The following is a 23169-nucleotide window of genomic DNA, read 5'->3' as shown; positions in this document are numbered from 1 at the left end:
CTCGAAGGGGTCCGCGGCACCTTTCCCCCCGCTTTACGTGGGTCTGCCGCTGCCGCCCGACGGGGGTAACCCAGGCATCCCTCAGGAGGATGGCGTGAAGCGTCAGCTCATCGCGGCGGTCGGCGTCGCAGCAATGGTCGTCGGCCTGGCGGCCTGTGGCTCGGACGGCAAGAGCAAGGACAACGCCGGTTCGAACTCGTCGTCCGCGGCGGGCGCCAAGAACTACAGCGGCAAGACGCTGAAGGTGTGGCTGATGACCGGCTCCGCCCCGAAGGGCTGGACCGACGCGGTCAAGAGCGAGTTCGAGACCACCTACCCGGGCTCCAAGGTCGACTTCCAGATCCAGGAGTGGGACGGCATCGGCCAGAAGGTGACCGCCGCGCTGTCCGAGGGCTCGGTCGACGTCGTCGAGCTCGGCAACACCCAGACCTCCGGCTACGCCGCCTCGGGCGGCCTGCTCGACATCACCAAGGACAAGTCCGCCCTGGGCGGCGACGGTTGGAACGCCAACCAGAACGAGGCCGCCCAGCTGGACGGCAAGCAGTTCGCCGCCCCGTGGTGGGTCTCCAACCGCGTCGTCGCCTACAACAAGGACCTCTGGGCCAAGGCCCAGCTGACCGACGCGCCGAAGACCCTGGACGAGTTCTACGCCGACCTGGACAAGCTGAAGGCCACCGAGGGCGTCGTCGACCCGATCTACCTGCCGGGTCAGGAGTGGTACACCTACTTCGGCCTGCTCGCCGGTGAGGGCGGCAAGATCGCCAAGAAGGACGGCGACAAGTGGGTCGGCGGCCTGTCCTCGCCCGAGGCGCAGAAGGCCTTCGAGACCTACAAGAAGCTGCAGGGCTACTCGGCCACCGGTCCGAAGGACAAGGACGAGGCCACCCCGCAGCAGAAGGACGTCTTCGGCAAGGGCAACGTCGGCACCATGATCGCCCTCGGCTGGGAGCTCCCGGCGGAGAAGGACATGCCGAAGGACAAGATCGGCTTCTTCCCGCTCCCGGGCAAGACCGCTGACAAGCCCTCCGGCGTCTTCCTCGGCGGCTCGAACCTGGCGATCGGTGCGCAGAGCAAGAACACCGACATGGCCAAGGACTTCCTGAAGATCGCCCTCAACGACAAGAACGAGGGTGCGGTCGCCGCCGCCGGCAACATCCCGAACAAGGCCGCGCTGAACAGCCAGCTCACCGGCGACTTCGCGAAGGCCGCCCAGTCCGCCTCGGCGGTCGGCGCGGTCACCCCGATCACCCCGAACTGGGCGAGCGTCGAGGACAAGCCGAACCCGATCAAGGAGTTCCTGACCGCCGCCCTCCAGGGCGGCGACTACGCGGCCACCGCGAAGAAGTACGACGACGAGATCGCGAAGCGGCTCAACCAGAAGCAGTAGGCACCGAGCGGCGTCGTGGTTCGGGTTGTGAGGAAGTGAGAACGATGGCTGTGCATTCGGAGCGGGTGCAGACGCAGTCCCCGGATTCAGGGAAGGCTGCCGTGGCCGGAATTGAGACGAGTGCCGCCGGTGGTGGCGCCAACGGCACCCCCCGCAAGGGCGCCAGACCCACGGGCGGGCCGGGCCTCGGCGCACGCCTGGCACCGTACCTGCTGCTGCTGCCCGCCACCGTGGCGACCGTCGCCCTGCTCGGCTGGCCGCTGGTGAAGACGGTCCTGCTGTCGTTCCAGAACCTCAACAAGCGCCAGTTCGTCCAGCACCTGACCGAGTGGAACGGCTTCGACAACTACAAGGAGCAGCTGACCGACCCGGACTTCTGGGCGGTCACCGGGCGCACCGTCGCCTTCACCCTGGTCAACGTCGTGTTGATCATGGCCGGCGGCACCCTGATCGGCCTGCTGCTCAACCGCCTCGGCAAGCGGATGCGGCTGCTCCTCTCGGTTGGCCTGCTGATGGCCTGGGCGATGCCCGTGGTCGCCGCGACCACCGTCTACACCTGGCTGTTCGACCAGCAGTGGGGCGTCGTCAACTGGTTCCTGGACAAGCTGGGTTGGCACGCGATGGCCGACTACAACTGGATGAGCGACCAGTACTCGACCTTCTTCGTGGTGATCCTGCTGATCGTCTGGCAGTCGGTCCCCTTCGTGGCGTTCAACATGTACGCCGGACTGACCACCATCCCCAAGGAGCTCTACGAGGCCGCCCGGATGGACGGCGCCGGCGCGTCCAAGATCTTCGGCTCGGTGATCTTCCCGAACCTGAAGCCGTTCTTCCTGGCCACGACGTTCCTGGAGATCATCTGGGTCTTCAAGGCCTTCACCCAGGTGTACGCGATCAACGGCGGCGGCCCCGAGAACCTGACCCGGACCCTGCCCGTGCACGCCTTCCTGGAGGGTTCGTCCGGGCAGCACTACGGCATCGGCTCCGCGATCGCGGTGCTCACCATCCTGATGCTGGGCGCGATGATGGCGTACTACTTCCGCATCATGATCAAGCAGGAGGACGAGCTGTGAGGCGCTCGCTCATCGGACGTACCTGGCCGAACGTGATCGCGGTCGTCCTCTTCGTCTTCTTCATCTTCCCCGTCTACTGGATGATCGCGACTGCCTTCAAGCAGGACAACGACATCATCAGCAAGACGCCGGTCTTCATCCCGTTCAACGGGACCCTGGACCACTTCACCACCGCGATCAACGCGCCCAACTTCTGGACGTACGTCACCAACAGCCTCATCGCCACCATCGGCGCGGTGCTGATCTCGCTGGTGATCGCGACCCTCGCGGCCTTCGCCATCGCCCGGATGAAGTTCCGCGGCCGCAAGGCCTTCGTCCTGGTCGTCATGGTCGCGCAGATGGCGCCGTGGGAGGTCATGACCATCGCGGTCTACATGATCTCGCGCGACAACGAGATGCTGAACAGCCTCGTGCCGCTGACCTTCTTCTACATGATGATGGTGCTGCCCTTCACCATCTGGACGCTGCGCAGCTTCATCGCGGCGGTGCCGAAGGAATTGGAGGAGTCGGCCATGGTGGACGGCTGCACCCGCTCCCAGGCCTTCGTGAAGGTGATCTTCCCGCTGCTGGCCCCCGGCCTGATGTCGACCTCGCTGTTCGGCTTCATCACCGCGTGGAACGAGTTCCCGCTCGTCCTGATCCTCAACAAGGAGGAGGGCAAGACCCTCCCGCTGTGGCTGTCGTCCTTCAAGACCGCCTTCGGCAACGACTGGGGCGCCACCATGGCCGCGTCCACGATGTTCGCCATCCCCGTGCTGATCCTGTTCGTCTTCCTGCAGCGCAAGGCGGTCGGTGGACTGACCGACGGCGCCGTGAAGGGCTGAGAAACGTGAGCATCCTCGTCCCCACCGCTCCGGTCAGCGACCAGCTGCACCGCGACGCCCTGACCGTCCTGCAGCCCGGCTTCGTCGGCACCGAGCCGCCGCAGTGGCTGCGCCGCCACCTCGCCGCCGGGCTCGGCTCGGTCGCGCTGTTCGACCGCAACGTGGTCGACCTCGACCAGCTCGCCAAGCTCACCAAGGCGCTGCGCGAGGAGAACCCCGACCTCCTGATCGCCATCGACGAGGAGAGCGGCGACGTCACCCGGCTGGAGGCGGGCTCCGGCTCGTCCTGGCCCGGCAACCTCGCGCTCGGCGCGATCGACGACCCGGCGCTGACCCGGGACGTCGCCCGCGAGCTGGGCCGGGCGCTGGCCGCGGCCGGCGTCAACTACAACTGGGCGCCCACCGCGGACGTCAACTCCAACCCGCGCAACCCGGTCATCGGCGTCCGCTCCTTCGGCGCCGACCCGGAGCTGTGCGCCCGGCACACCGCCGCCTGGGTGGAGGGCCTCCAGTCGGCCGGCGTGGCCGCCTGCTCCAAGCACTTCCCCGGCCACGGCGACACCGCCGTCGACTCGCACCACGGGCTGCCGGTCATCGACGTGGACCTGGACGTGCTGCGCTCCCGCGACCTGATCCCGTTCCAGGCGGCGATCGCGGCCGGCACCAAGGCCGTGATGACGGCCCACATCATGATCCCGGCGCTCGACCCGAAGCTGCCGGCCACCCTCAGCCCGCTCGTGCTGCGCGACCTGCTGCGCGCGGCCCCGGCCGACGGCGGCCTCGGCTACCAGGGCCTGATCGTCAGCGACGCGATCGAGATGGGCGCCATCGCCGACACCTTCGGGATGGGCGACGGCACCGTGCTGGCCCTGGCGGCCGGCGCGGACGCGATCTGCGTCGGCGGCGGGCTGGCCGACGAGGACACCGTGCTGATGCTGCGCGACGCCATCGTGGCGGGCGTGCGGGCCGGCGTGCTCTCCGAGGAGCGGCTGGCGGACGCCGCCGACCGGGTGCGCTCGCTCGGCAGCTGGGGCCGGATCTCGGCCCAGGGCGAGCGGCCGGAGCCGGACCTCGCGGTCGGCCTGCGGGCCGCCCGCCGGGCGCTGAAGGTGGTCCGGGCGCCGGGCCGCGAGCCGCAGCCGGTGTCCGAGCGCCCGTTCGTGGCCTCGTTCTCGGACGAGCCGAACATCGCCGTCGGCGACGTCACCCCGTGGGGCGTGGCCGGCATGCTGGCCGACCGCTTCCCCGGCACCCGCACCCGCGCGGTCTCGGTGGCCGAGGCCGCCCCCGAGCTGCTGGACGCCCTGGTCGCCGAGCTGGTGGCCGGCGCCGAGGGCCGCCGCCTGGTGCTGGTGGTCCGGGACGCCCACCGGCACGCCTGGATGTCCGCCGCGCTGGGCCGCCTGGTGGCGGCCCGGCCGGACGCCGCGGTGGTCGAGATGGGGCTGCCGCAGTCCGAGCCGGTCGGCGCGCTCTACATCGCCACCCACGGCGCCGCCCGGGTCTGCGGGCTGGCGGCCGTGGAGGTGCTCACCGGGCAGCCGGGAGTCATCGGCTGAGACCGAGGGGGGCGTCACCGGGAGTGTCCGGGAGGCGTCGGCCGACGGGCCCGTCATGCGCATGTCGCATGGCGGGCCCGTTCTGTTTCCCCGCCGTTGACCTGCGGATTCGTCAGGTGACCGTGCTCCCTCAAGTGGGCCTTAAATCCACCTTAAGTTCCACTTAGGGTGACGATACGGCGACTGATCGCCACGGGGTACAACAGCTCTGCAACGGCCGTGGCGACGAGGCCATTTGGCCGTTGACACCACCTATGGTCTAGGCCAGAGTCCAGTCATCCGGTTCGAAATTCAACCTCACCGGATGTGGTATCGGCCCTCCCCGAAGCTCTTCGCCCCTGCCCGGACCCTCCGTTGCGGGCGCCATCACGCTGCCGGCGGGCAACACGGCTCTAGCACCCTCGGAGGATGGCGTGAAGAAGCGTCAGCTCATGTCGACGTTCGGAATCACTGCCCTGGCGATCGGGCTGACGGCCTGTTCATCGGCCGGCACGGCGTCGAAGGACGGCAAGAGCCCCGGCGCCGACCCGAAGGCCGCGAGCGGCACCGTCACCGTCTGGCTGATGGACGACGCCCAGAAGAACTGGCCCGACCTGGTGCAGCAGGTCAACGACCAGTTCGCGGCGAAGTACCCGAACGTCACCCTCAAGCTCGCCTACCAGGGTTGGGCCGACAAGGTGACCAAGCTCGACAAGGCGATCGCCGACGGCTCCGCGCCCGACGTGGTCGAGCTGGGCAACACCGAGACCATGAAGTACGTGCTCTCCGGCGCGCTGGCCCCGGTCGACCGGACCACCTTCGACAACTCCGACAGCTGGATCAAGGCGCTCGCCAACACCTGTACGTACCAGGACAAGCTCTGGTGCGTGCCCTACTACGCCGGCGCCCGGGTCGCCATCTACAACGCCGCCACCTTCCAGCAGGCCACCGGCAGCGCCGAGTTCCCCAAGACCGAGGCCGACCTGACGGCGGCCCTGGACAAGGTCGCCGACAAGAACAAGGCCGACAAGAGCTACTCCTCGCTCTACCTGCCCGGCCCGTACTGGTACGCCGCGATGAGCTACGTGGCCGCGTACGGCGGCAGCATCGCCAAGTTCGACAGCTCCGGCAACTGGCACGGCACCCTGCACGACGCCAAGTCCCAGCAGGGCATCAGCCACTTCGTCGACCTGGTCCGCAAGTACACCAAGGGCGACCTGACGGTGAACGAGCAGAACCAGTTCGAGTCGATGGCCCGCGGGCGCGCCGCGTCCTTCTACGGCAACGGCTACGAGGCGGCCAGCGTCGTCGCGCCGGGCACCGGCGACCCGAGCCTCAAGGACACCGTCAAGATGGCCACCATGCCCGGCCCGGACGGCAAGCCGCTGCCCACCTTCATCGGCGGCTCCGACCTCGCGGTCACCGCCAAGTCCACGCAGGTCGAGCTGGCCACCGACTGGGTGCGGATGTTCACCAGCACCAAGTCCCAGCAGACGCTGGCCGACAAGGACATCCTGCCGAACAACCTCACCCAGCTGAACCCGCTGAAGAACAAGCCGACCACCGCGGCGGCGGCCAACGCCGTGCCGGACGCCTGGTTCACCCCGCTGGCCCCCGGCTGGGGCGCGATCGAGAAGCAGAAGATCCTGCCCGACATGCTGACCGGCATCCTCAAGGGCAAGTCGGTGGACCAGGCCACCAAGGACGCCGACGCCGCGATCGACCAGCTGATCAACAAGGCGTCCTGACCCCGCGCCGCCGTCCAGGTCCTAGGGCCCGTCCCGTCCGGGGCGGGCCTTCGGGTGTGCCCGCCGGGGGCGGCCCCCGTAGGATTGCGGCAGGAAACCACCGCAGCGAGTGTGCGGACTCGCCGCCGTAGAGGTCCCCGTCGGGCAACCTGCCCGGAGGGGTCGAACCATCTCATCGGAGGCACATCCTGATGTCCGACCCGCAGACTGTTTCCGTTCCCGGCCGGATCATGGCGGCGGAGATGGCCGAGCAGCCGGCCGTCCTCCAGCGCATCCTCGACGAGGGTGCCCCGAAGATCCGCCAGATCGCGGCCGAGATCGCCGCCCGCAACCCTCGCTTCGTCCTGCTGACCGCGCGCGGCACGTCCGACAACGCGGCGCTGTACGCCAAGTACCTGATCGAGATCCTGCTCGGCAAGCCGGCCGGCCTGACCTCGATGTCCACCACCACCGCCTACGGCGCCAAGCCGGACCTCACCGACGTCCTGGTCGTCACCGTCAGCCAGTCCGGCGGCTCGCCCGACCTGGTGGCCTCCACCAAGGCCGCCCGCGAGGCCGGCGCCATCACCCTCGCCGTCACCAACAACGCGTCCTCGCCGCTGGCCGAGGTCTCCGAGTTCCACATCGACGTGCTGGCCGGCCCGGAGAAGGCGCTGCCCGCCACCAAGACCTACACCGCCGAGCTGCTGGCGCTCTACCTGCTGGTCGAGGGCCTGCGCGGCGGCGACGGTGCGGCGGCCAAGGAGCTGCCCGGCCTGGCCGCCGGCGTCCTGGCCCGCCACGCCGAGGTGAAGGCGCTGGCCGAGCGGTACCGCTTCGCCCAGCGCCTGGTCATCACCTCGCGCGGCTACGGCTACCCGACCGCCCGCGAGGCGGCGCTGAAGCTGATGGAGACCACCTACATCCCGGCCTCCCCGTTCTCCGGCGCCGACCTGCTGCACGGCCCGCTGGCCATGGTGGACAACGTCTCGCCGGTCATCGCGATCGTCCCGGACGGCAAGGGCGGCGAGGCCCTGCAGCCGGTGCTGGACCGCCTGCGCGGTCGCGGCGCGGACCTGGTCGTGGTCGGCCAGCAGGCGCAGGTGGACGCCGCCTCGGCCGGCTTCGCCCTGCCGGCCGGCGTGCCGGAGGAGGTCCAGCCGATCCTGGAGATCCTCCCGCTGCAGCTGCTGGCCTACGAGGTCACCATCGCCCGCGGCCAGGACCCGGACGCCCCGCGCGCCCTGGCCAAGGTCACCGAGACGCACTGAGGCACGGCGCCACGCGATCGGGCCCCCGTCCACAGGCTGTGGACGGGGGCCCGACTCGTTGAGCGGCGGAACATGGCTTCGGCGGGGGAGCGCCCGGGGAACGCGTCGCACCCCCGGGGCTCGGCGCACCCGGAAAGCACTACGGGCCACGGCGCCGACACGGGACCCTCAACCCATGCGGCACCGCAGCCCGGAGCTGTCGTCGGTCGCCGGAGTCGATCGAGAACTGTGCGGGGTCCTCGTTCGGTGGCGTCCGACCGAGGAAAGGCCTCGCGCGGTCAGGGCAGTTGCGCGGTGGGCCTCTCCTTGGTGCCCTTTCATTGTGGACTAGACCAATCTGGGTTGTCCAGGCCGCTCCGGAAATTGGTCTGGACAACTTCGGGCAGTGGGCTCCGCCGCAGGCCCGGCGCATGATCCGTTCCCCGGTCCGCCGCGCCCCGCCCCGACCGGCGGCGCTACCCTCGCCATGTGCCCTCGCTGAACGAACTCGTCCGCCGCCACACCACCCTGACCGGGGCCGATGTGGAATGGCTCCACATGCTGGTCTCGGAGTGGCAGCTCCTCTCCGACCTCTCCTTCGCCGACCTGGTCCTGTGGATCCCCACCTGGGACGGCATCCGCTACGTCTCGGTGGCGCAGATGCGGCCCAACACCGGCCCCACCTCCTACCAGGACGACATGGTCGGCCACCTCGTCCCGCGCGGGCGCCGCCCGCTGCTGGACGCCGCCTTCGACGAGGGCCGGATCGTGCGCGAGGGCGACCCGGAGTGGCGCGAGGAGGTGCCGGTCCGGGTCGAGTCCATCCCGGTCCGGCGCGAGGGCAAGGTGCTCGGGGTGATCGCCCGCAACACCAACCTGTTGACCGTCCGCACCCCCAGCCGGCTGGAGCTCACCTACCTGCAGAGCGCCTCCGACCTGGCCCAGATGATCGCCGCCGGCAGCTTCCCCTTCCACGGCGTCGAGCAGATCGACATGGACGCCGCCCCCCGGGTCGGCGACGGCCTGATCCGGCTCGACGCGGACGGCATCGTCACCTACGCCAGCCCCAACGCCCTCTCCGCCTACCACCGCCTCGGCCTCACCACCGACCTGGTCGGCAGCCACCTGGGCCGGGCCACCGCCGAACTGGTCCCGCCCTCCCGGGCGGCCGTGCACGAGGCGCTGGTGAAGCTGGCGAGCGGCTGGGCGCCGCGGCAGACCGAGGTCGAGGTGCAGGGCGGGGTGGTGACCCTGCGGGCCATCCCGCTCAAGCCCAAGGGCACGCTGACCGGTTCGCTGGTGCTGTGCCGGGACGTCACCGAACTGCGCCGCCGCGACCGCGAGCTGATGACCAAGGACGCCACCATCCGGGAGATCCACCACCGGGTGAAGAACAACCTGCAGACCGTCGCCGCCCTGCTGCGGCTGCAGTCCCGCCGGATGGAGTCGGAGGCCGGCCGGGCCGCGCTGGACGAGGCGGTGCGCCGGGTCGGCTCGATCGCGATCGTGCACGAGACGCTGTCCCAGGCGCTGGACGAGCAGGTGGCCTTCGACGAGATCGCCGACCGGGTGCTGGCGATGGTGATGGAGCTGTCCCAGGACGGCCGGGTGGCGACCCGCCGCAGCGGCAGCTTCGGCATCCTGTCCGCCGAGGTGGCCACCCCGCTGTCGATGGTGCTGACCGAACTGCTGCAGAACGCTCTGGAGCACGCCTTCGGCCCGTCCGCCTCCGGGAACCTGGAGGTCAGCGCGCTGCGCGGGCGGGCCCCGGCGACCGGGGCGGGCTGGTCGGACAGCTGGAACGGCGGCGCCCGGCCGGAGGAGTTCCTGCTGATCACGGTGCAGGACGACGGTCGCGGCATGCCCGAGGGGTTCGACCCGCAGACGGCCGGCAACCTCGGCCTGCAGATCGTCCGCACGCTGGCCACCGGTGAGTTGGGCGGCACCTTCGACATGGTGGCCGGTCCGGACGGCGGCACCAAGGTGATCCTGGAGATCCCGGTCCGCTGATCCGCCGGCCGGTCTGCGGTGCGGGTCCGCGGTCCGGTCTGCGTGCGGTCCGCGGTGCGGTGCGCGGAAAGGTGCATCGAGGCGCGCGGTGGGGGCGTGCACTCGGCGAAAGGCGCCGGGTGCCCACCCCGCGAGCCCGGCGCGGGTCGGCCCGCGCGAGGGCGTGTCAGGGTGCGGGCGCGCCGGGGCGCGCACACGGACCGGGGCGTGAAAACAGAAACGAGGCCCTGTCGACCGGGGGGGGGTGGGTCGACAGGGCCTCTCAACCCGTTCCGGCCGTCGGGGGGAGTCGGCCGGAACGGGGGCTCTGGGTGGTGCGACACCTCGCCCGTGCGTTGCACACGGTGAGCGCCACAGCTCCACGATATTGCTCTAAGTGAACAGTATCAAGTGGCTGGACGGTCCGGTGTCGCGGGACCTCGCCAGGCAAGGCCCTTTGTGCGGAAGGCTTCACCAGGAGGTGCAGGGAAGCCTTTGATCATGTGTTGATCGGTGTTTCGGTTACTGCTGGTGTTACGGCGTGTGATCAGGCGGTGCGGGCGCGGTTGCGGGCGGCACGGCGCTTCATCGCGCGACGCTCGTCCTCGCTCATACCGCCCCAGACGCCGGCGTCCTGGCCGGTCTCAAGAGCCCACTGCAGGCACTGCTCCATGACCGGACAGCGGCGGCACACGGCCTTGGCTTCCTCGATCTGCAGCAGAGCAGGACCGGTGTTCCCGATCGGGAAGAACAGCTCCGGGTCCTCTTCGCGGCAGACAGCGCGGTGGCGCCAGTCCATGGTCGTCCAACTCCTCCTGCCGGCGGGGGGCACCCGGTCGGCATAATCGATGGCTTGTGAATGTGGCTTGTGAATGTGAACGCTTTCACGAATCCCGCAACAGCAAAAGAGACCAAAGGCCCGCCGGGGCCCGGGTGGTCTGTGCTGGGGAGGGATTCGGCGATTCGAGGGACGCCCCGCGGTCGACACCCGCCAGGTTCTGAGGTTGCCGTCGCTGCGATGCGTCCCGATCGCCATGTAGAGGTTCGCAAACCTCGGGCCCGGATACAACCCCCTTCAGGGAGGAATTTTTGATTCTTCGGTGTCGCCTAGCTCACAGCCAGTACTTCTATGGAGTGAAGGGGGCTTGTGCGTTCGAGAAGAAGGGTGAAACCCCCTTCCGGTCACACAATCACACGCAGTGCCCGCCGTACGCCTGTGAAACTGACGCGACTCCTGTCTCCAAGGTGGTCCCCGTCAACCTGGAACGGGGCCGGTTCCTCTGAAACCAAGGTGAAGTGTCTGACGTCGTGATAGGAGACGACGTGCTTGCCGGACGGGCCGGCCGGCGGGGCGCCTTCGCTCGAAGAGGCGTACGACCGCAGGATCTGACGGATCGTTCGGACGGTGCCGAACGCCGTCATCCGGGTGATCCCGAAGACGTCGAGATCGGTGTCGAAGGAGGCGAGCGGTGAGGGATACACCGGGCGGTTGCCGAGGAACGTCCACGGCGAGGTGTTGCTGACTATGGCCAGGGCCAGGCCCGGCACGCCCTCGCGGCCCGGTAGTTCCAGGGCCACCGGGCCGGAACGACGCTGCTCACGCTGGGTGACGTAGTGCCGCAGCGCCTGCCCCACGTAGAGCGCGTGGGTGGACTTGCGCCCCAACCGGCGCTGCTCCTCGACCCGGCCGACCACCCCGGCGTCGAAGCCCAGGCCGGCGGTGAAGGTGAACCAGCGGTCCGGCAGTCCGTCTGTCATCGCCTTGCCCAGGCCGACCGGCCGCTCGCTCCCGTGCTCCAGCGCGTACAGCAGGGCGCCGGTGGCCTCCACCGGGTCGTTGGGCAGGCCCAGCGCGCGGGCGAACACATTGGTCGAACCGCCCGGCACCACGGCCAGTCGCGGGACCTTCTCGCCCGGGCCGTGCGCGAGCAGCCCGTTCACCACCTCGTTCACGGTGCCGTCACCGCCGAGCGCCACCACCAGGTCGACCGTGCCGTCCTCCGAGGCCTCGCGGGCCAGGTCGCGGGCGTGGCCCCGGTACTGCGTCTCGGCCACCTCCAGCTTGAGGTCGCTGCGCAGCGCGTGGATCAGTACGTCCCTGGTGCGGCCACTGGTGGTGGTGGCCTTGTGGTTCACGACCAGGAGAGCGCGCATGGGGAAAGCCTACGGGTCGGTACGGACCAACCGGCGGCTACCCTGCTGGAGTGACCGCAGAATCCTCCGCACCCGTACCCACGGCGGGCCCGGCCCGCCCCCTGCCGCTGACCGTGGGCGCCGCCATCACCGCCCTGGAGGGCGCCGCGCTGGCCGTCGTCGGCGTCTGGGACATGGTGTCCGCGCTGTCCGGCCAGTCCAAGCAGCTCGCCCTGAACGAGTTCGGCGGCCTGGTCATCGTGCTGCTCGGCGTGCTGCCGGTGCTGGCCGCCCGCGCACTGCTCAAGGAGCGCCGCTGGGGCCGCAGCCCGGCCGTGCTCACCAACTCGATCTGCCTGCCGATCGGGTACTACATGCTGGAGAGCGGCGGCGCGATGATCGGCGTCGGCGTGCTGGTCGGCCTGCTCGGGCTGGTCGGCATCGGCGCGCTGCTGAACCCGAAGTCGACGGCGGCCCTGTACGCCTCGCACGAGGGCTGAGCGCACAGGGCCGCCGGGGGTCGGCCGCCGGCTGGGCGGCCGTCAGTCCTACTCCTCCACCAGGAGCTTCTCCCGCAGCTGGGCCAAGGTCCGGGCCAGCAGGCGGGACACGTGCATCTGGGAGATCCCCACCTCGGCGGCGATCTGCGACTGGGTCATGTTCCGGAAGAACCGCAGCACCAGGATCTTCTGCTCCCGGGGCGGCAGTTGGGCCAGCAGCGGCTTGAGCGACTCGCGGTACTCGACGCCCTCCAGCGCCTCGTCGGTGGCGCCGAGGGTGTCCGCCACGGCCGGCGACTCGTCGTCGCTGTCCGGGACGTCCAGGGACAGCGTGGAGTACGCGTTGGCGGACTCCAGGCCCTCCAGGACGTCCTCCTCGGAGATCCCCAGGTGCTCGGCGAGCTCGTGCACCGTGGGGGAGCGCCCGTGCCGCTGGGAGAGCTCGCTGGTCGCCGTGGTGAGCGACAGCCGCAGCTCCTGGAGGCGGCGCGGCACCCGGACCGCCCAGCCCTTGTCACGGAAGTGCCGTTTGATCTCGCCGACGATGGTCGGCGTGGCGTAGGTGGAGAACTCGACCCCGCGCTCGTGGTCGAAGCGGTCCACCGACTTGATCAGGCCGATGGTGGCGACCTGGGTCAGGTCGTCCAGCGGCTCGCCCCGGTTGCGGAACCGCCGGGCCAGGTGCTCGACCAGCGGGATGTGCATCCGCACCAGCTGGTTGCGCAGCTCGACGCGCTCCGGGGAGCCGTCGGGCAGCGCGGACAGCCGGACGAACAGCGCGCGGGCCGCCTCCCGGTCCGGTGCGCCCGAGCGGTGCGGGGCCGGGGCCGGCGCCTGGGTGGGCACCGCGGTGCGCAGGTCCGCGGCCTCGTCCGCCGGATCGGACGGGGGCGGGGATGCGGGCGACGGTTCAGACGTCGGCTCGGTCGGGTGGCTCATCCGGTGGGCGTCCTTCGGGTGCGCATCGTCGTTGGCGGCGAGGCCAGGAACGCTCGCCTGGGTCGGTACGGCAGGTCCCGCCGTCGCGAGGCCGGTACGGTCCAGATCACTCACGGCCATTCCCCCGTTCCGTTCCGGGAGCACCGGGGCCCTCGGGCCCCGGCATCGTCTCGTTGGTCGTACCGCGTGGGGGGCGGTACCGGGCGCCGCCCGCGCGGCCCCTGATCGGGGACCGGGCGGACGGCCCTTGTGCGGTGCTGGTCGACGCCCCGGCTAGTGGGCGACGGGGCCGCCGCGCTTCTTGTGCAGGCTGATCGACACGGTCTTGTCCTCGCCGACCGAGGAGTCGACCTCGCCGGCCAGGGCGGAGAGCACCGTCCAGGCGAAGGTGTCCCGTTCGGGTGCCTTCCCGTCGGTGGTGGGGGCGGCGACGGTCACCTTCAGCGAGTCGCCGACCAGCCGGAACTCGCAGGTCAGGACGGAGCCGGGCACCGCCTGCTGGAGCAGGATGGCGCAGGCCTCGTCGACCGCGATCCGCAGGTCCTCGATCTCGTCGAGGGTGAAGTCGAGCCGCGCCGCCAGGCCGGCCGTCGCTGTTCGCAGGACCGAGAGGTAGGCACCCGCCGCGGGCAGCCGGACCTCCACGAAGTCCTGCACTCCGGGCTCGCCGTCGATCTGGGACACCCTCACCTCCTGGGTGACGCGCTGTGCTTCCGGGCCGGTGGCCGCGGCACTGTCTGTTGCTTGGCTCAACTGCTTCGCCCCAACTGTCCAGAGGGGTGGTGCGGTACGTACCGGTCATACCCTTCGCGGGGCGACCGGACGCCGCGTATCCGCCTGAGACCTTACCGCCTTCCGCACGCCGGCCGGGGCTCGGGAGTCACTCATGGTAAGCCATCGCGACGCAGGGTGGCAGGGGTTCGGGCGGTCCGTTCAGTGACCGCCGCCGCCGCCGCCGGCGGCGGCGAGCGCCTCGCCGGTGAGCCGGTAGACGGTCCAGTCGTCCATCGGCACCGCGCCGAGGGACTTGTAGAAGTCGATCGAGGGCGTGTTCCAGTCGAGCACCGACCACTCCACCCGCGCGTAGCCGCGTTCGACGGCGATCCGTGCCAGTTCCAGCAGCAGCGCCTTGCCGTGGCCGCCGCCGCGGGACAGCGGGCGGACGTACAGGTCCTCCAGGTAGATCCCGTGGGTGCCGCGCCAGGTCGAGAAGTTGAGGAACCAGACCGCGAAGCCGACCGGCTCGCCGGTGGCGTCGTCCTCGGCGATCAGGCCGAACAGCGCGGGGTTGGCGCCGAACAGGGCGTCGCGCAGCTGCTCCTCGGTGGCCACGGCCTCCTGCGGGGCCTTCTCGTACTCCGCGAGCTCGCGGATCAGGGCGAGGATGACGGGAACGTCGGTCACGACGGCGGTGCGGATCATGCCGCGAGCCTACTGCGCGTCCCCGCCCCCGGCCCAGGCCCGGGCCGGGGCCCGGGCCGGGGGCGGGCGGGTCAGCGGGCGGGGACGGTGCGCAGGTAGTCGGCCAGCGCGGTGATCGCGGCCGGGTTGCGCGGGCTCTCCACCAGGTCGACGTAGTCCAGGACGAAGATCCGGTCGTTCCTGACCGCCGAGACGCCGGCCAGCGGCGGGAAGGACTTCAGGAAGGCGCGCTTGGCGTCGGCGCCGGTCTCGCCGTAGTTGTTGATCAGGATCACCTCGGGGTCGCGCTGGACCACGCTCTCCCAGCCGACGGTGACCCAGGTGTCCGCGAGGTCGCCCATCACGTTGGCCCCGCCGGCCTTGGCGATGATCTCGTCGGCCGCGGCGAACTTCCCGGCGGTGTACGGCTTGTCCTGCCCGCTGTCGTACAGGAACACGGACGGCCGGCGCTCGGGCTGCGGGGCGGCGGCGACCTGCGCCTTGAAATCGGCGACCAGCTTGTCCGCCCGGTCGCGGACGTCGAAGATCTCGCCGAGGTTGGCCAGGTCGGTGTAGAGCGCGTCCAGCGGGGACATCACGCCGCGCTCGGTGCCCTTGCCGCTGCGGCAGGACTCGCTGAGCACGTACGAGGGGATGCCGAGGTCCTTGAGCGCCTGCGGGGTGAAGCCGCGGCCCTCGTCGAAGCCGTAGTGCCAGCCGGCGAAGACCAGGTCGGCCTTGGCGCCCAGCACGATCTCCTTGGTGATCTCCTTCTTGGAGAGCCACGCGGTCTGCTGGTAGCCGTCCTTCCAGGCGACCTGGTCGACCCGGCCCTTGTCGTCGGGCATCACGTAGCCGGCCATCCGGTCGGCCAGGCCGAGGGCGAGCATCAGCTCGGTGATGCCGACGTCGTTGGTCACCGTCCGGGCGGGCTTCTGCGGGAAGGTGAGCTTGGTGCCGCAGTTCTCCACGGTCACCGGGTAGTGGGCGGAGGCGGCGGTGGCGTCGCCGCTCGGGGCGATCTCGGCGCCGCAGGCGGTGAGCCCGAGGGTGAGCAGGGCGGTGATGGCAACGGCCTTGGTGCGCACGGGGGTTCCTTCGGGGGGTGGGTCAGATCCGGTCGAAGAGCAGTTGGACGGCGCCGGTCACCGGGTGCCGGACGGGGGTGGCCCGGACGCCGAACACCTCGGCCAGCAGGGCGGGTCGGAGCACCTCGGCGGGCGGCCCCGAGGCGACGATCCGGCCGGCCCGCAGCACGTACAGCAGGTCGCAGTGGCCGGCCGCCAGGTTGAGGTCGTGCAGCGCGGTGAGCACCGTCGGGCCGGCCTCCCGGACCAGCGCCAGCACGTCCAACTGGTGGCCGATGTCCAGGTGGTTGGTGGGCTCGTCCAGCACCAGCAGCCGGGGCTCCTGGACCAGCGCGCGGGCGATCAGCACCCGCTGCTTCTCGCCGCCGGACAGGCTCAGGAAGCCCCGCCCGGCCAACTGTTCGGCGCCGACCTTGCGCAGCGCCTCCGTGCAGCGCGCGTGGTCGTCCGCACCCGGGCCGCCCAGCCCGCGCCGGTGCGGCAACCGGCCCATGGCGACCACCTCGGCCACCGTGAAGTCGAACTCGGCGGAGTGCTCCTGGGGGAGTGCGGCCACCCGCCGGGCGGCCTCGCGCGCGGTCAGCGCGTGCAGGTCCGCGCCGTCCAGCCGGACGGCCCCGGCGGCCGGCCGCAGCGCCCGGTAGACGCAGCGCAGCAGCGTCGACTTGCCGCTGCCGTTGGGCCCGACCAGTCCGACCACCTGCCCGGCGGCGGCGTCCAGGGCGACGTCGTGGACCAGCCGGGCGCCGGCCAGCTCGACCGAGACGGAGTCCAGGGCGAGATCCATCAGCGGCCTCCGAAGGAATAGCCGCGACGGCGCATCAGCAGCAGGAAACAGGGCACCCCGAGCACCGCGGTGACCACCCCGACCGGCAGTTCGGCGGGCGCCAGCAGGGTGCGCGAGACGATGTCCACCCAGACCAGCAGCAGCGCCCCGGCGAGCGGCGCGACCAGCAGCACCCGGCGGTGCCCGGCGCCGACCAGCATCCGGGCCAGGTGCGGCACCATCAGCCCGACGAAGCCGATCGCCCCGCTGACGGCCACCACCGTGCCGGTGACGGCGGCGGTCACCACGAACAGCTCGCGGCGCAGCCGGTCCGGGTCCACGCCCAGCGAGGCGGCCGTCTCGTCGCCCATGGCGAGCGCGTCCAGCCGGCCGGCGGCGCAGGCCAGGTACGCCAGGCCGGCCAGCACGGTGGCGGCGGCGATCGGCACCGAGCCCCAGGTGGCGCCGCCGAGGCTGCCGAGCAGCCACATCATGGCGTCCCGGGCGGCCTCGCCTCGGGCGGCCGCGAAGACCATCAGCGCGGTGACGGCGGAGAAGCCGTAGGAGAGCGCGGTGCCGGTGAGCACCAGCCGCAGCGGGGTGAGCCCGTAGGCCGTGCGCGCCGCGAGGTAGACCAGAACCATGGCGACCAGCGCGGAGCCGAACGCGGAGGCCGAGATCGCCCACACCCCGAGCGAGGCGAAGGCGCCGAGCAGCAGCACGGCGTTGGCGCCGACGGCCGCGCCGGAGGAGATGCCGAGCACGAACGGGTCGGCCAGCGCGTTGCGCACCAGGGCCTGGACGGCGACCCCGGTGGCGGCCAGCCCGGCGCCGACCACCGAGGCCAGCACGGCGCGCGGCAGCCGGATCTCCCAGACGATCGCGTAGGCGGCGGCCTCGTCCGCCTCCAGCCGTCCGCCCGTCAGCCCGGCGGCCAGCAGCCGCAGGGCGCGGGGCAGGCCGATCCCGGAGGCGCCCAGCGCCACGCCGCAGAGCAGCGAGAGCAGCAGGGCGGCGGCCAGGCCGACGGCGAGCGGGAGGGCGGGTATTCGGCGGGCGGGCGGGCTCGTTGCGCCACTGCCCGCGGCTGCGGTGCTGCTCACGGTGCGCCTTGCCTCGGGCCGCGGGTGCGCGGGGGCGGCACCGGTCGGGCGCGGGCCCGGGCGCCATCCCCTCGCAGTCCACGGCGAGTTGTCGGGAGTTCAGCGGCCGGGGGCGATCGGGCTGGCGCGGCCCCGGGGCCGTGCTCACCGTTGCGGGTCAGCGCCGGATTCACACCGGACTTCCCCCTCGGACGCCCTGGCAGCATAACAGCCACTCAGGCTAGGCAACCCTTACCGGGCTCGGATGGGGCGTGAACGCACGACCGCCCCCGTCCGGGCTCGCGGACGGGGGCGGTCGGGTGGCGACGCGTCAGGCTCAGGCCTGCTTGGTCTCCCAGAAGATCTTGTCGACCTCGGCGATCAGGTCCAGCAGGGCCTGGCCGGTGGCGGGGTCGGTGGACGCCTTGGCGGCCGAGGCGGCCTTCAGGGTGTCGTTGATCAGCTGGTGCAGCTGCGGGTACTTCTCGAAGTGCGGGGCCTTGAAGTAGTCGCTCCACAGCACCGAGATGTGGTGCTTGACGGCCTCGGCACGCTGCTCCTTGATGATCAGGGCGCGGGTGCGGAAAGCCGGGTCCTCGTTGGCCTGGTACTTCTCCTGGGTGCCCTTGACCGACTCGGCCTCGATCCGGGCCTGCGCCGGGTCGTACACGCCGCAGGGCAGGTCACAGTGGGCGTGGGCGGTGGCGCGCGGTGCAAACAGACGAGAGAACATGGGAGTCCTTCCTTAGATCGTCTTCCCGCGCCCGAGATTACCCTTCCGCACCCGGGGTTTCGCGATCGGGCGGTGGGCCTAGGGCAAAAGGCGGACCCGGAACCGGGGTAATCCGGACATCGAACGGATCGAACGGGGTGACGGTCCGTACGGCAGACTGGGACCGGGCGGTCCGGGAGGAGGAGTCGTGGCGCGGAGCACGGAACCGGCGGACGCGGAACCGATGGGCACGGAACCCCGGGGCCGGGGCGGCGGCGCGGTGCCGTTCGGGCTGGTCGACGTGGCGGGCCCGTCGATGGTCCCGACCCTGCGCGAGGGCGACCAGTTGCTGGTGCGCTACGGCGCGCCGATCCGGCCCGGCGCGGTGGTGCTCTTCCGGCACCCCTTCCAGCAGGACCTGCTGGTGGTGAAGCGGGCCGCCGAGCGGCGTCCGAGGGGCTGGTGGCTGCTGTCCGACAACCGGCCGGTGGACAGCGACAGCCGCAGCTACGGCCCGGTCCCGGACGAGCTGGTGCTCGGCCGGGTGCTGCTGCGGCTGCGCCCGCGCCCGGCCTGGCTGGCGCCGGGGCGGCGGCTGGAGCGGCTGCTGCTGGGCACCCGGCTGGCCCGGGTGCCGGGTCTGGCCCGCCGCCTGGGCGTCTGGGCGGACGAGCTCTGACCCCCTGGGCCCGGCCCGGACAGGACCTAGCCGGCGGCGCCGAGTGCCGCGGCCTCGGCCTCCTGGCGCTTGCGGGCCCGGTACGCGGCGACGTTGGCGCGGGTCGCGCAGCGGTCCGAGCAGTAGCGGCGGGAGCGGTTGGTCGAGGTGTCCAGGTAGGCGTTGCGGCAGGGCGCGGCCTGGCAGATGCCGAGCCGGTCGGCGCCCAGCTCGGTCAGGTGGACGGCCAGGCCCATGCAGGCGACCGCGCTGAAGTGCGCGGTGGCGGTGGGCGAGTTGTCGGCCAGGTGCAGGTGCCAGCGCGGCCGGCCGGCGTCGTCCAGGTAGTCGTGCCCGGAGACCAGCGGGCTGACCGGGTACTCCATCAGCAGGCTGTTCAGCAGGTCGACGCCCCGGATCTCGTCGCCCTCGGCGGCGGCCTCGAAGACCCCGCGCAGCCTGGTCCGCACCGCCCGCAGCCGGGGCAGGTCGGACTCGTCGGCCTGTGCGGCGGCCCGTGAGGAGTCGGAGAACAGGCCGCGCACCGCGTCCACGGACGTCAGCGTGTCGGTGCCGCGCCCGGGCTCCTCGGTGTTCACCAGCCGAACGGCGAGATCGGCGTACGAGGCGAGCTCCACGGAGGTCCTTCCAGAAGGTCGGTAACGGGCTGATTGCGTCCAGCCTATTACCTGGGTGGGGAAAACGTCGGCGCCCGGCAGGAGCAGCCTGCCGGGCGCCGGTCGGTACGGTTCTACAGCACCTTGGAGAGGAAGGCGCGGGTGCGCTCGTGCCGGGGGTCGGTGAGCACCTCGCGGGGGTTGCCGGACTCGACCACCACGCCGCCGTCCATGAACACCAGCGCGTCGCCGACCTCGCGGGCGAAGCCCATCTCGTGGGTGACGACCACCATGGTCATGCCCTCCTCGGCGAGGCCGCGCATGACGTCGAGGACGTCGCCGACCAGTTCGGGGTCGAGCGCCGAGGTGGGCTCGTCGAACAGCATCAGCTTGGGCTTCATGGCCAGCGCGCGGGCGATCGCGACGCGCTGCTGCTGGCCGCCGGAGAGCTGGGAGGGGTAGTTCTTCGCCTTGTCGGCGAGGCCGACCCGCTCCAGCAGGACCATCGCCCGCTCCCGGGCGGCGGCCTTGCTCTCGCCCTTGACCTGGACCGGGGCCTCCATGACGTTCTCGACGGCCGTCATGTGCGGGAACAGGTTGAAGCGCTGGAAGACCATGCCGATGTCGCGCCGCTTGACGGCGACCTCGCGGTCCTTGAGCTCGTAGAGCTTGTCGCCCTTCTGCTGGTAGCCGACCAGTTCGCCGTCCACCCAGAGGCGTCCGCCGTTGATCTTCTCCAGGTGGTTGATGCACCGCAGGAAGGTCGACTTGCCGGAGCCGGAGGGGCCGATCAGGCAGAACACCTCGCCCTGCTTGACCTCCAGGTCGATGCCCTTGAGCACGTGCACGGAGCCGTAGGACTTGTGGACGCCCTCGGCGCGCACCATCGGCTGTCCGGTGGCGGCGGCCGGGGTCTTGCTCAGGTCGGTCATACGTGACCACCTCCCTCGAGCCCCGGGACGACGTCGGCGCCGGTCTTCGGGGCGGGCTTCCCGGCGAACAGGCCCCGCAGCCGCTGCAACGGGGTGGGCGGGAGGGTCCGGTTGGAGCCGCGGGCGTAGTAGCGCTCGATGTAGTACTGGCCGATGGTCAGCAGCGAGGTGAAGAACAGGTACCAGAGGCTGACCACGATCAGCAGCGGGATGTTCTGGTAGTTCCGGGAGTAGATGACCTGACCGGCCCGGAAGATCTCCTCCAGGGAGATCACGCTGACCAGCGAGGTGGTCTTGAGCATCGAGATGGTCTCGTTGCCGGTCGGCGGGATGATCACCCGCATGGCCTGGGGCAGGACGATCCGGCGCATGGTCTGGAACCGGCTCATGCCGAGCGCGTGGGCGGCCTCGGTCTGGCCCTCGTCCACCGACTGGATGCCGCCGCGGACGATCTCCGCCATGTAGGCGGCCTCGTTGAGGCCGAGGCCCAGCAGGGCGGCGACGAAGGTCGGGATCAGGACGTTGGTGTCCGCGGACCAGAACTCCGGCCCCCACGGGACGCCGATCGACAGCTTGGCCCAGATCAGGCCGAGGAAGTTCCAGAACACCAGCTGCACCAGCACCGGGGTGCCGCGGAAGACCCAGATGTACATCCAGGCGGTGCCGGAGAGCAGGGGGTTCGGGGACAGGCGCATCACGGCGAGGACGATGCCGCCGATCACGCCCATCAGCATGGAGAGGACGGTCAGTTCCAGCGTGACGACCATGCCGTGCACGATGCTGTCGTGGAACAGGTACTGCCCGACGATGTCCCACTTGAAAGCGGGGTTGGTGAAGAGGGCGCTCAGCAGCATCGCCGCGAGCAGGGCGATGACGACGGCGCCCACCCAGCGTCCGGGGTGGCGGACCGGGACGGCCTTGATGGTCTCAGGCCGTCCCTCCTCCGCCTTCCCCTTGTCCAGAGAGTTCACGGTGTGGCCTCGGGGGAGAGATGGAGCAGGCGGACGGTCAGTTCACGGCGCCGTTGACGGTCGACTTGTCGAGGGCGCCGGACTCGACGCCCCACTTGGTGAGGATCTGCTTGTAGGTGCCGTCGTCGATCAGCGACTGGACGGCGCCCTGGATCGCGGGGGTGAGCTTGGAGCCCTTGGTGACGGCGACGCCGTAGGGGGCCACGCCGTAGGTGGAGCCGAGCTTCTCCAGCTGGCCGCCGGCCTGCTTGATCGCGTAGTCGACGACCTGGGAGTCGGCCATCATCGCCTGGTCGCGGCCGGAGACGACGGCGTTGGTGACGTCCGTCTGGAGGTCGAACTTGTCGCCGTCGTTCTGGATGCCCGGCTTCCCGTTCTTGGCGCAGTCCGGGTTGCGGGTGTCCTTGATCTCGTCGGCCTGGGTGGTGCCGGTCTGGACGGCGACCTTCTTGCCGCACAGGTCGGCGGGGTCGACCTTGTCGGGGTTGCCCTTCTTGACCGCGATGGCGCTGCCGGAGTTGAAGTAGGTCACCATGTCGACGATCTGCTCGCGCTCCTTGTTGTCCGTGAAGGACGACATGCCGAGCTGGAACTTGTTCGACTGGATGCCGGGGATGATCGCGGTGAAGCCGGAGTCCTGGACGTCGGCCTTCAGTCCGAGCTTGGCCGCGATGGCGTTGGCCAGGTCCACGTCCATGCCGATGACCTTGCCGCTGTCGTCCTTGAACTCGTCCGGCGCGTACGAGGCGTCCGCGCCGACCACGAGCTTGCCGGAGGACTTGACGTCGGCAGGGACGAGGGCGGCGAGCTTGTCGTCGGCCTTGACCGCGTTGACGGTCGCGGAGGCGTTGGGCGCGCCGCTGCCACCGTCGCTCTTGCTGCTGCTGCAGCCGGTCAGGACGAGGGTGACGGAGGCGGCAACCGCGCCGGCCGCGAGAAGCCGGGTGCGCTGGGTACGGGCGGTCATGAGGGGGATCTCCTCCTGAGGGAGAGGGGCGGGCGGAGCGCGCCGCGGGGGCGGCACACCGGGGTGGCAGGGCCGTGCGGCGCTGTACGGGTGTATTTCGCTGTACGTCGTCGTACGTGCAGGGCCGGGTGGTGCGATGCCTGCGCGGCAGGGCCGCCCAGGTTGCTACGGGGTACTGCTTCCGCCACCCTCCGCCGAGGTGGACGTCGAGCGAACCGCCTCGACCAGTGGCCGGCTCGATCCGAGATGGGGGGAATCCTGCCATCTGTGGACGGTCGGATGGCCCTCATCCAGATCAAAATCGGATAACGAGGGCCCGGGCTGTCCGCTATTCGGACTTATTCCGTGTTCCTGTCACTCCGTGCATAAGTATGCAGATCCCCCCGCCCGGTGCCCGGAGGCCCGCCGCCCCGGCTCGGATGCCGCCGTCGACCACGGCGCAGGGGTGTGCGGCCGCCACGGTGACGCGCGGGTGTACGCGAAATGGCGGACACGCGATCCGGCCATCCCGCCCTGCCGGGCCCGGCGGCGGGTGTGTCAGAATTCGGTACCGGGTGACCCCCGAACGCTCGAACCAGACCGACGAGTCCCGACAGGCTCGGGGTGTCCGGGAAC

The 23169-nt window shown here is 70.9% G+C and carries 22 protein-coding genes and 1 riboswitch; of the genes, 9 read left to right on the top strand and 13 right to left on the bottom strand.

What is annotated here, in order from left to right; genetic code table 11:
• Nucleotides 1-94: 94 nt before the first annotated feature.
• The 7 genes from ACIOGZ_RS31625 (at nt 95) to ACIOGZ_RS31595 (ending at nt 9809) form a co-directional block, all read left to right on the top strand.
• Nucleotides 95-1387, top strand: a complete 1293-nt coding sequence (locus ACIOGZ_RS31625) for an extracellular solute-binding protein (RefSeq protein WP_363586950.1) — start codon at nt 95-97, stop codon at nt 1385-1387.
• A gap of 44 nt (nt 1388-1431) precedes the next feature.
• Complete coding sequence (locus ACIOGZ_RS31620; protein ID WP_363588826.1) at nt 1432-2460, top strand: sugar ABC transporter permease; 1029 nt, start codon at nt 1432-1434, stop codon at nt 2458-2460.
• Complete coding sequence (locus tag ACIOGZ_RS31615) at nt 2457-3284, top strand: carbohydrate ABC transporter permease (RefSeq protein ID WP_350879660.1); 828 nt, start codon at nt 2457-2459, stop codon at nt 3282-3284. The genes ACIOGZ_RS31620 and ACIOGZ_RS31615 overlap by 4 nt, the downstream gene beginning before the upstream one ends.
• 5 nt (nt 3285-3289) lie before the next feature.
• On the top strand, nt 3290-4843 hold the full coding sequence (locus ACIOGZ_RS31610) for a glycoside hydrolase family 3 protein (protein WP_400988567.1): 1554 nt from the start codon (nt 3290-3292) through the stop codon (nt 4841-4843).
• Between the two features lie 431 nt (nt 4844-5274).
• Entirely contained in the window at nt 5275-6570 is a 1296-nt protein-coding gene (locus ACIOGZ_RS31605; protein ID WP_400988566.1) for an extracellular solute-binding protein, read from the top strand.
• 191 nt (nt 6571-6761) lie between these two features.
• Nucleotides 6762-7820 (top strand): SIS domain-containing protein, encoded by a 1059-nt coding sequence (locus ACIOGZ_RS31600; RefSeq protein WP_063347859.1) that lies wholly within the window; start codon nt 6762-6764, stop codon nt 7818-7820.
• Nucleotides 7821-8288: 468 nt separating this feature from the next.
• A complete protein-coding gene (locus ACIOGZ_RS31595) occupies nt 8289-9809 on the top strand; it encodes a PAS domain-containing sensor histidine kinase (RefSeq protein WP_363588832.1) in 1521 nt (506 codons plus the stop codon).
• 526 nt (nt 9810-10335) lie between these two features.
• On the opposite strand, the gene ACIOGZ_RS31590 is transcribed toward ACIOGZ_RS31595, so the two are convergent.
• Both ACIOGZ_RS31590 and ACIOGZ_RS31585 read right to left on the bottom strand, forming a co-directional pair.
• Nucleotides 10336-10587: a WhiB family transcriptional regulator gene (locus ACIOGZ_RS31590; protein ID WP_014138019.1), complete on the bottom strand. Its 252-nt coding sequence runs from the start codon at nt 10585-10587 to the stop codon at nt 10336-10338.
• A gap of 383 nt (nt 10588-10970) precedes the next feature.
• Nucleotides 10971-11942, bottom strand: a complete 972-nt coding sequence (locus ACIOGZ_RS31585) for a diacylglycerol kinase family protein (RefSeq protein WP_363588834.1) — start codon at nt 11940-11942, stop codon at nt 10971-10973.
• Between the two features lie 50 nt (nt 11943-11992).
• On the opposite strand from ACIOGZ_RS31585, the gene ACIOGZ_RS31580 reads away from it, so the two are divergent.
• Nucleotides 11993-12421, top strand: coding sequence for a hypothetical protein (locus tag ACIOGZ_RS31580; protein WP_363588836.1), 429 nt, complete (start codon nt 11993-11995; stop codon nt 12419-12421).
• A gap of 48 nt (nt 12422-12469) precedes the next feature.
• Here ACIOGZ_RS31580 and ACIOGZ_RS31575 read toward each other — a convergent pair whose 3' ends face one another.
• From ACIOGZ_RS31575 to sodN, 7 genes are all read right to left on the bottom strand, one after another.
• Nucleotides 12470-13360, bottom strand: a complete 891-nt coding sequence (locus tag ACIOGZ_RS31575) for an RNA polymerase sigma factor SigF (RefSeq protein WP_400806497.1) — start codon at nt 13358-13360, stop codon at nt 12470-12472.
• Nucleotides 13361-13633: 273 nt separating this feature from the next.
• Nucleotides 13634-14044 (bottom strand): anti-sigma regulatory factor, encoded by a 411-nt coding sequence (locus ACIOGZ_RS31570; protein ID WP_350879653.1) that lies wholly within the window; start codon nt 14042-14044, stop codon nt 13634-13636.
• Between the two features lie 249 nt (nt 14045-14293).
• Nucleotides 14294-14782, bottom strand: a complete 489-nt coding sequence (locus ACIOGZ_RS31565) for a GNAT family N-acetyltransferase (protein ID WP_400988565.1) — start codon at nt 14780-14782, stop codon at nt 14294-14296.
• A gap of 71 nt (nt 14783-14853) precedes the next feature.
• Nucleotides 14854-15849, bottom strand: a complete 996-nt coding sequence (locus ACIOGZ_RS31560; RefSeq protein ID WP_400988563.1) for an ABC transporter substrate-binding protein — start codon at nt 15847-15849, stop codon at nt 14854-14856.
• 22 nt (nt 15850-15871) lie between these two features.
• Nucleotides 15872-16636 carry an ABC transporter ATP-binding protein gene (locus tag ACIOGZ_RS31555; protein ID WP_363588844.1) on the bottom strand — a complete coding sequence of 255 codons (765 nt, stop codon included), beginning with the start codon at nt 16634-16636 and terminating at the stop codon, nt 15872-15874.
• Entirely contained in the window at nt 16636-17718 is a 1083-nt protein-coding gene (locus ACIOGZ_RS31550; RefSeq protein ID WP_400988561.1) for a FecCD family ABC transporter permease, read from the bottom strand. Before ACIOGZ_RS31550 ends, ACIOGZ_RS31555 begins: the two co-directional genes overlap by 1 nt.
• Before the next feature lie 89 nt (nt 17719-17807).
• Nucleotides 17808-17946: riboswitch (cobalamin riboswitch) on the bottom strand.
• Nucleotides 17947-18034: 88 nt separating this feature from the next.
• Complete coding sequence (gene sodN, locus ACIOGZ_RS31545) at nt 18035-18430, bottom strand: superoxide dismutase, Ni (RefSeq protein WP_063347853.1); 396 nt, start codon at nt 18428-18430, stop codon at nt 18035-18037.
• Nucleotides 18431-18653: 223 nt separating this feature from the next.
• Here sodN and sodX point away from each other — a divergent pair, with 223 nt between their 5' ends.
• Nucleotides 18654-19088 carry a nickel-type superoxide dismutase maturation protease gene (sodX, locus tag ACIOGZ_RS31540; RefSeq protein ID WP_363588859.1) on the top strand — a complete coding sequence of 145 codons (435 nt, stop codon included), beginning with the start codon at nt 18654-18656 and terminating at the stop codon, nt 19086-19088.
• 26 nt (nt 19089-19114) lie between these two features.
• Here the strand turns inward: sodX and ACIOGZ_RS31535 are convergent, their stop codons facing one another.
• The 4 genes from ACIOGZ_RS31535 to ACIOGZ_RS31520 all read right to left on the bottom strand — a co-directional run bounded on the left by ACIOGZ_RS31535 (nt 19115) and on the right by ACIOGZ_RS31520 (nt 22554).
• Nucleotides 19115-19705 carry a CGNR zinc finger domain-containing protein gene (locus ACIOGZ_RS31535; RefSeq protein ID WP_363588848.1) on the bottom strand — a complete coding sequence of 197 codons (591 nt, stop codon included), beginning with the start codon at nt 19703-19705 and terminating at the stop codon, nt 19115-19117.
• A gap of 113 nt (nt 19706-19818) precedes the next feature.
• Nucleotides 19819-20616, bottom strand: a complete 798-nt coding sequence (locus tag ACIOGZ_RS31530; protein WP_363588850.1) for an amino acid ABC transporter ATP-binding protein — start codon at nt 20614-20616, stop codon at nt 19819-19821.
• A complete protein-coding gene (locus ACIOGZ_RS31525) occupies nt 20613-21587 on the bottom strand; it encodes an amino acid ABC transporter permease (RefSeq protein ID WP_350879646.1) in 975 nt (324 codons plus the stop codon). Before ACIOGZ_RS31525 ends, ACIOGZ_RS31530 begins: the two co-directional genes overlap by 4 nt.
• A 37-nt stretch (nt 21588-21624) precedes the next feature.
• The gene (locus ACIOGZ_RS31520; protein ID WP_400988560.1) at nt 21625-22554 is read right to left on the bottom strand and encodes an ABC transporter substrate-binding protein; all 930 of its coding nucleotides are present in this window, start codon (nt 22552-22554) and stop codon (nt 21625-21627) included.
• Nucleotides 22555-23169 lie beyond the last annotated feature (615 nt).

Origin of the sequence: Kitasatospora sp. NPDC088160 (assembly GCF_044741445.1) — a bacterium.
In the GTDB taxonomy this organism is placed as follows: Bacteria; Actinomycetota; Actinomycetes; order Streptomycetales; family Streptomycetaceae; genus Kitasatospora.
The sequence above is the reverse complement of the archived record's forward strand: the minus strand, read 5'-3'. Positions and strand labels throughout refer to the sequence as shown.

Excerpts from the sequence above, each read along its gene's own strand:
- ACIOGZ_RS31620 (WP_363588826.1), top strand. The coding sequence starts at position 1,432 with ATGGCTGTGCATTCGGAGCGGGTGCAGACGCAGTCCCCGGATTCAGGG.
- ACIOGZ_RS31605 (WP_400988566.1), top strand. The coding sequence starts at position 5,275 with ATGTCGACGTTCGGAATCACTGCCCTGGCGATCGGGCTGACGGCCTGT.
- ACIOGZ_RS31600 (WP_063347859.1), top strand. The coding sequence starts at position 6,762 with ATGTCCGACCCGCAGACTGTTTCCGTTCCCGGCCGGATCATGGCGGCG.
- ACIOGZ_RS31590 (WP_014138019.1), bottom strand. The coding sequence starts at position 10,587 with ATGGACTGGCGCCACCGCGCTGTCTGCCGCGAAGAGGACCCGGAGCTG.
- ACIOGZ_RS31585 (WP_363588834.1), bottom strand. The coding sequence starts at position 11,942 with ATGCGCGCTCTCCTGGTCGTGAACCACAAGGCCACCACCACCAGTGGC.
- ACIOGZ_RS31575 (WP_400806497.1), bottom strand. The coding sequence starts at position 13,360 with ATGAGCCACCCGACCGAGCCGACGTCTGAACCGTCGCCCGCATCCCCG.
- ACIOGZ_RS31565 (WP_400988565.1), bottom strand. The coding sequence starts at position 14,782 with ATGATCCGCACCGCCGTCGTGACCGACGTTCCCGTCATCCTCGCCCTG.
- ACIOGZ_RS31555 (WP_363588844.1), bottom strand. The coding sequence starts at position 16,636 with ATGGATCTCGCCCTGGACTCCGTCTCGGTCGAGCTGGCCGGCGCCCGG.
- sodN (WP_063347853.1), bottom strand. The coding sequence starts at position 18,430 with ATGTTCTCTCGTCTGTTTGCACCGCGCGCCACCGCCCACGCCCACTGT.
- sodX (WP_363588859.1), top strand. The coding sequence starts at position 18,654 with ATGGGCACGGAACCCCGGGGCCGGGGCGGCGGCGCGGTGCCGTTCGGG.
- ACIOGZ_RS31530 (WP_363588850.1), bottom strand. The coding sequence starts at position 20,616 with ATGACCGACCTGAGCAAGACCCCGGCCGCCGCCACCGGACAGCCGATG.
- ACIOGZ_RS31520 (WP_400988560.1), bottom strand. The coding sequence starts at position 22,554 with ATGACCGCCCGTACCCAGCGCACCCGGCTTCTCGCGGCCGGCGCGGTT.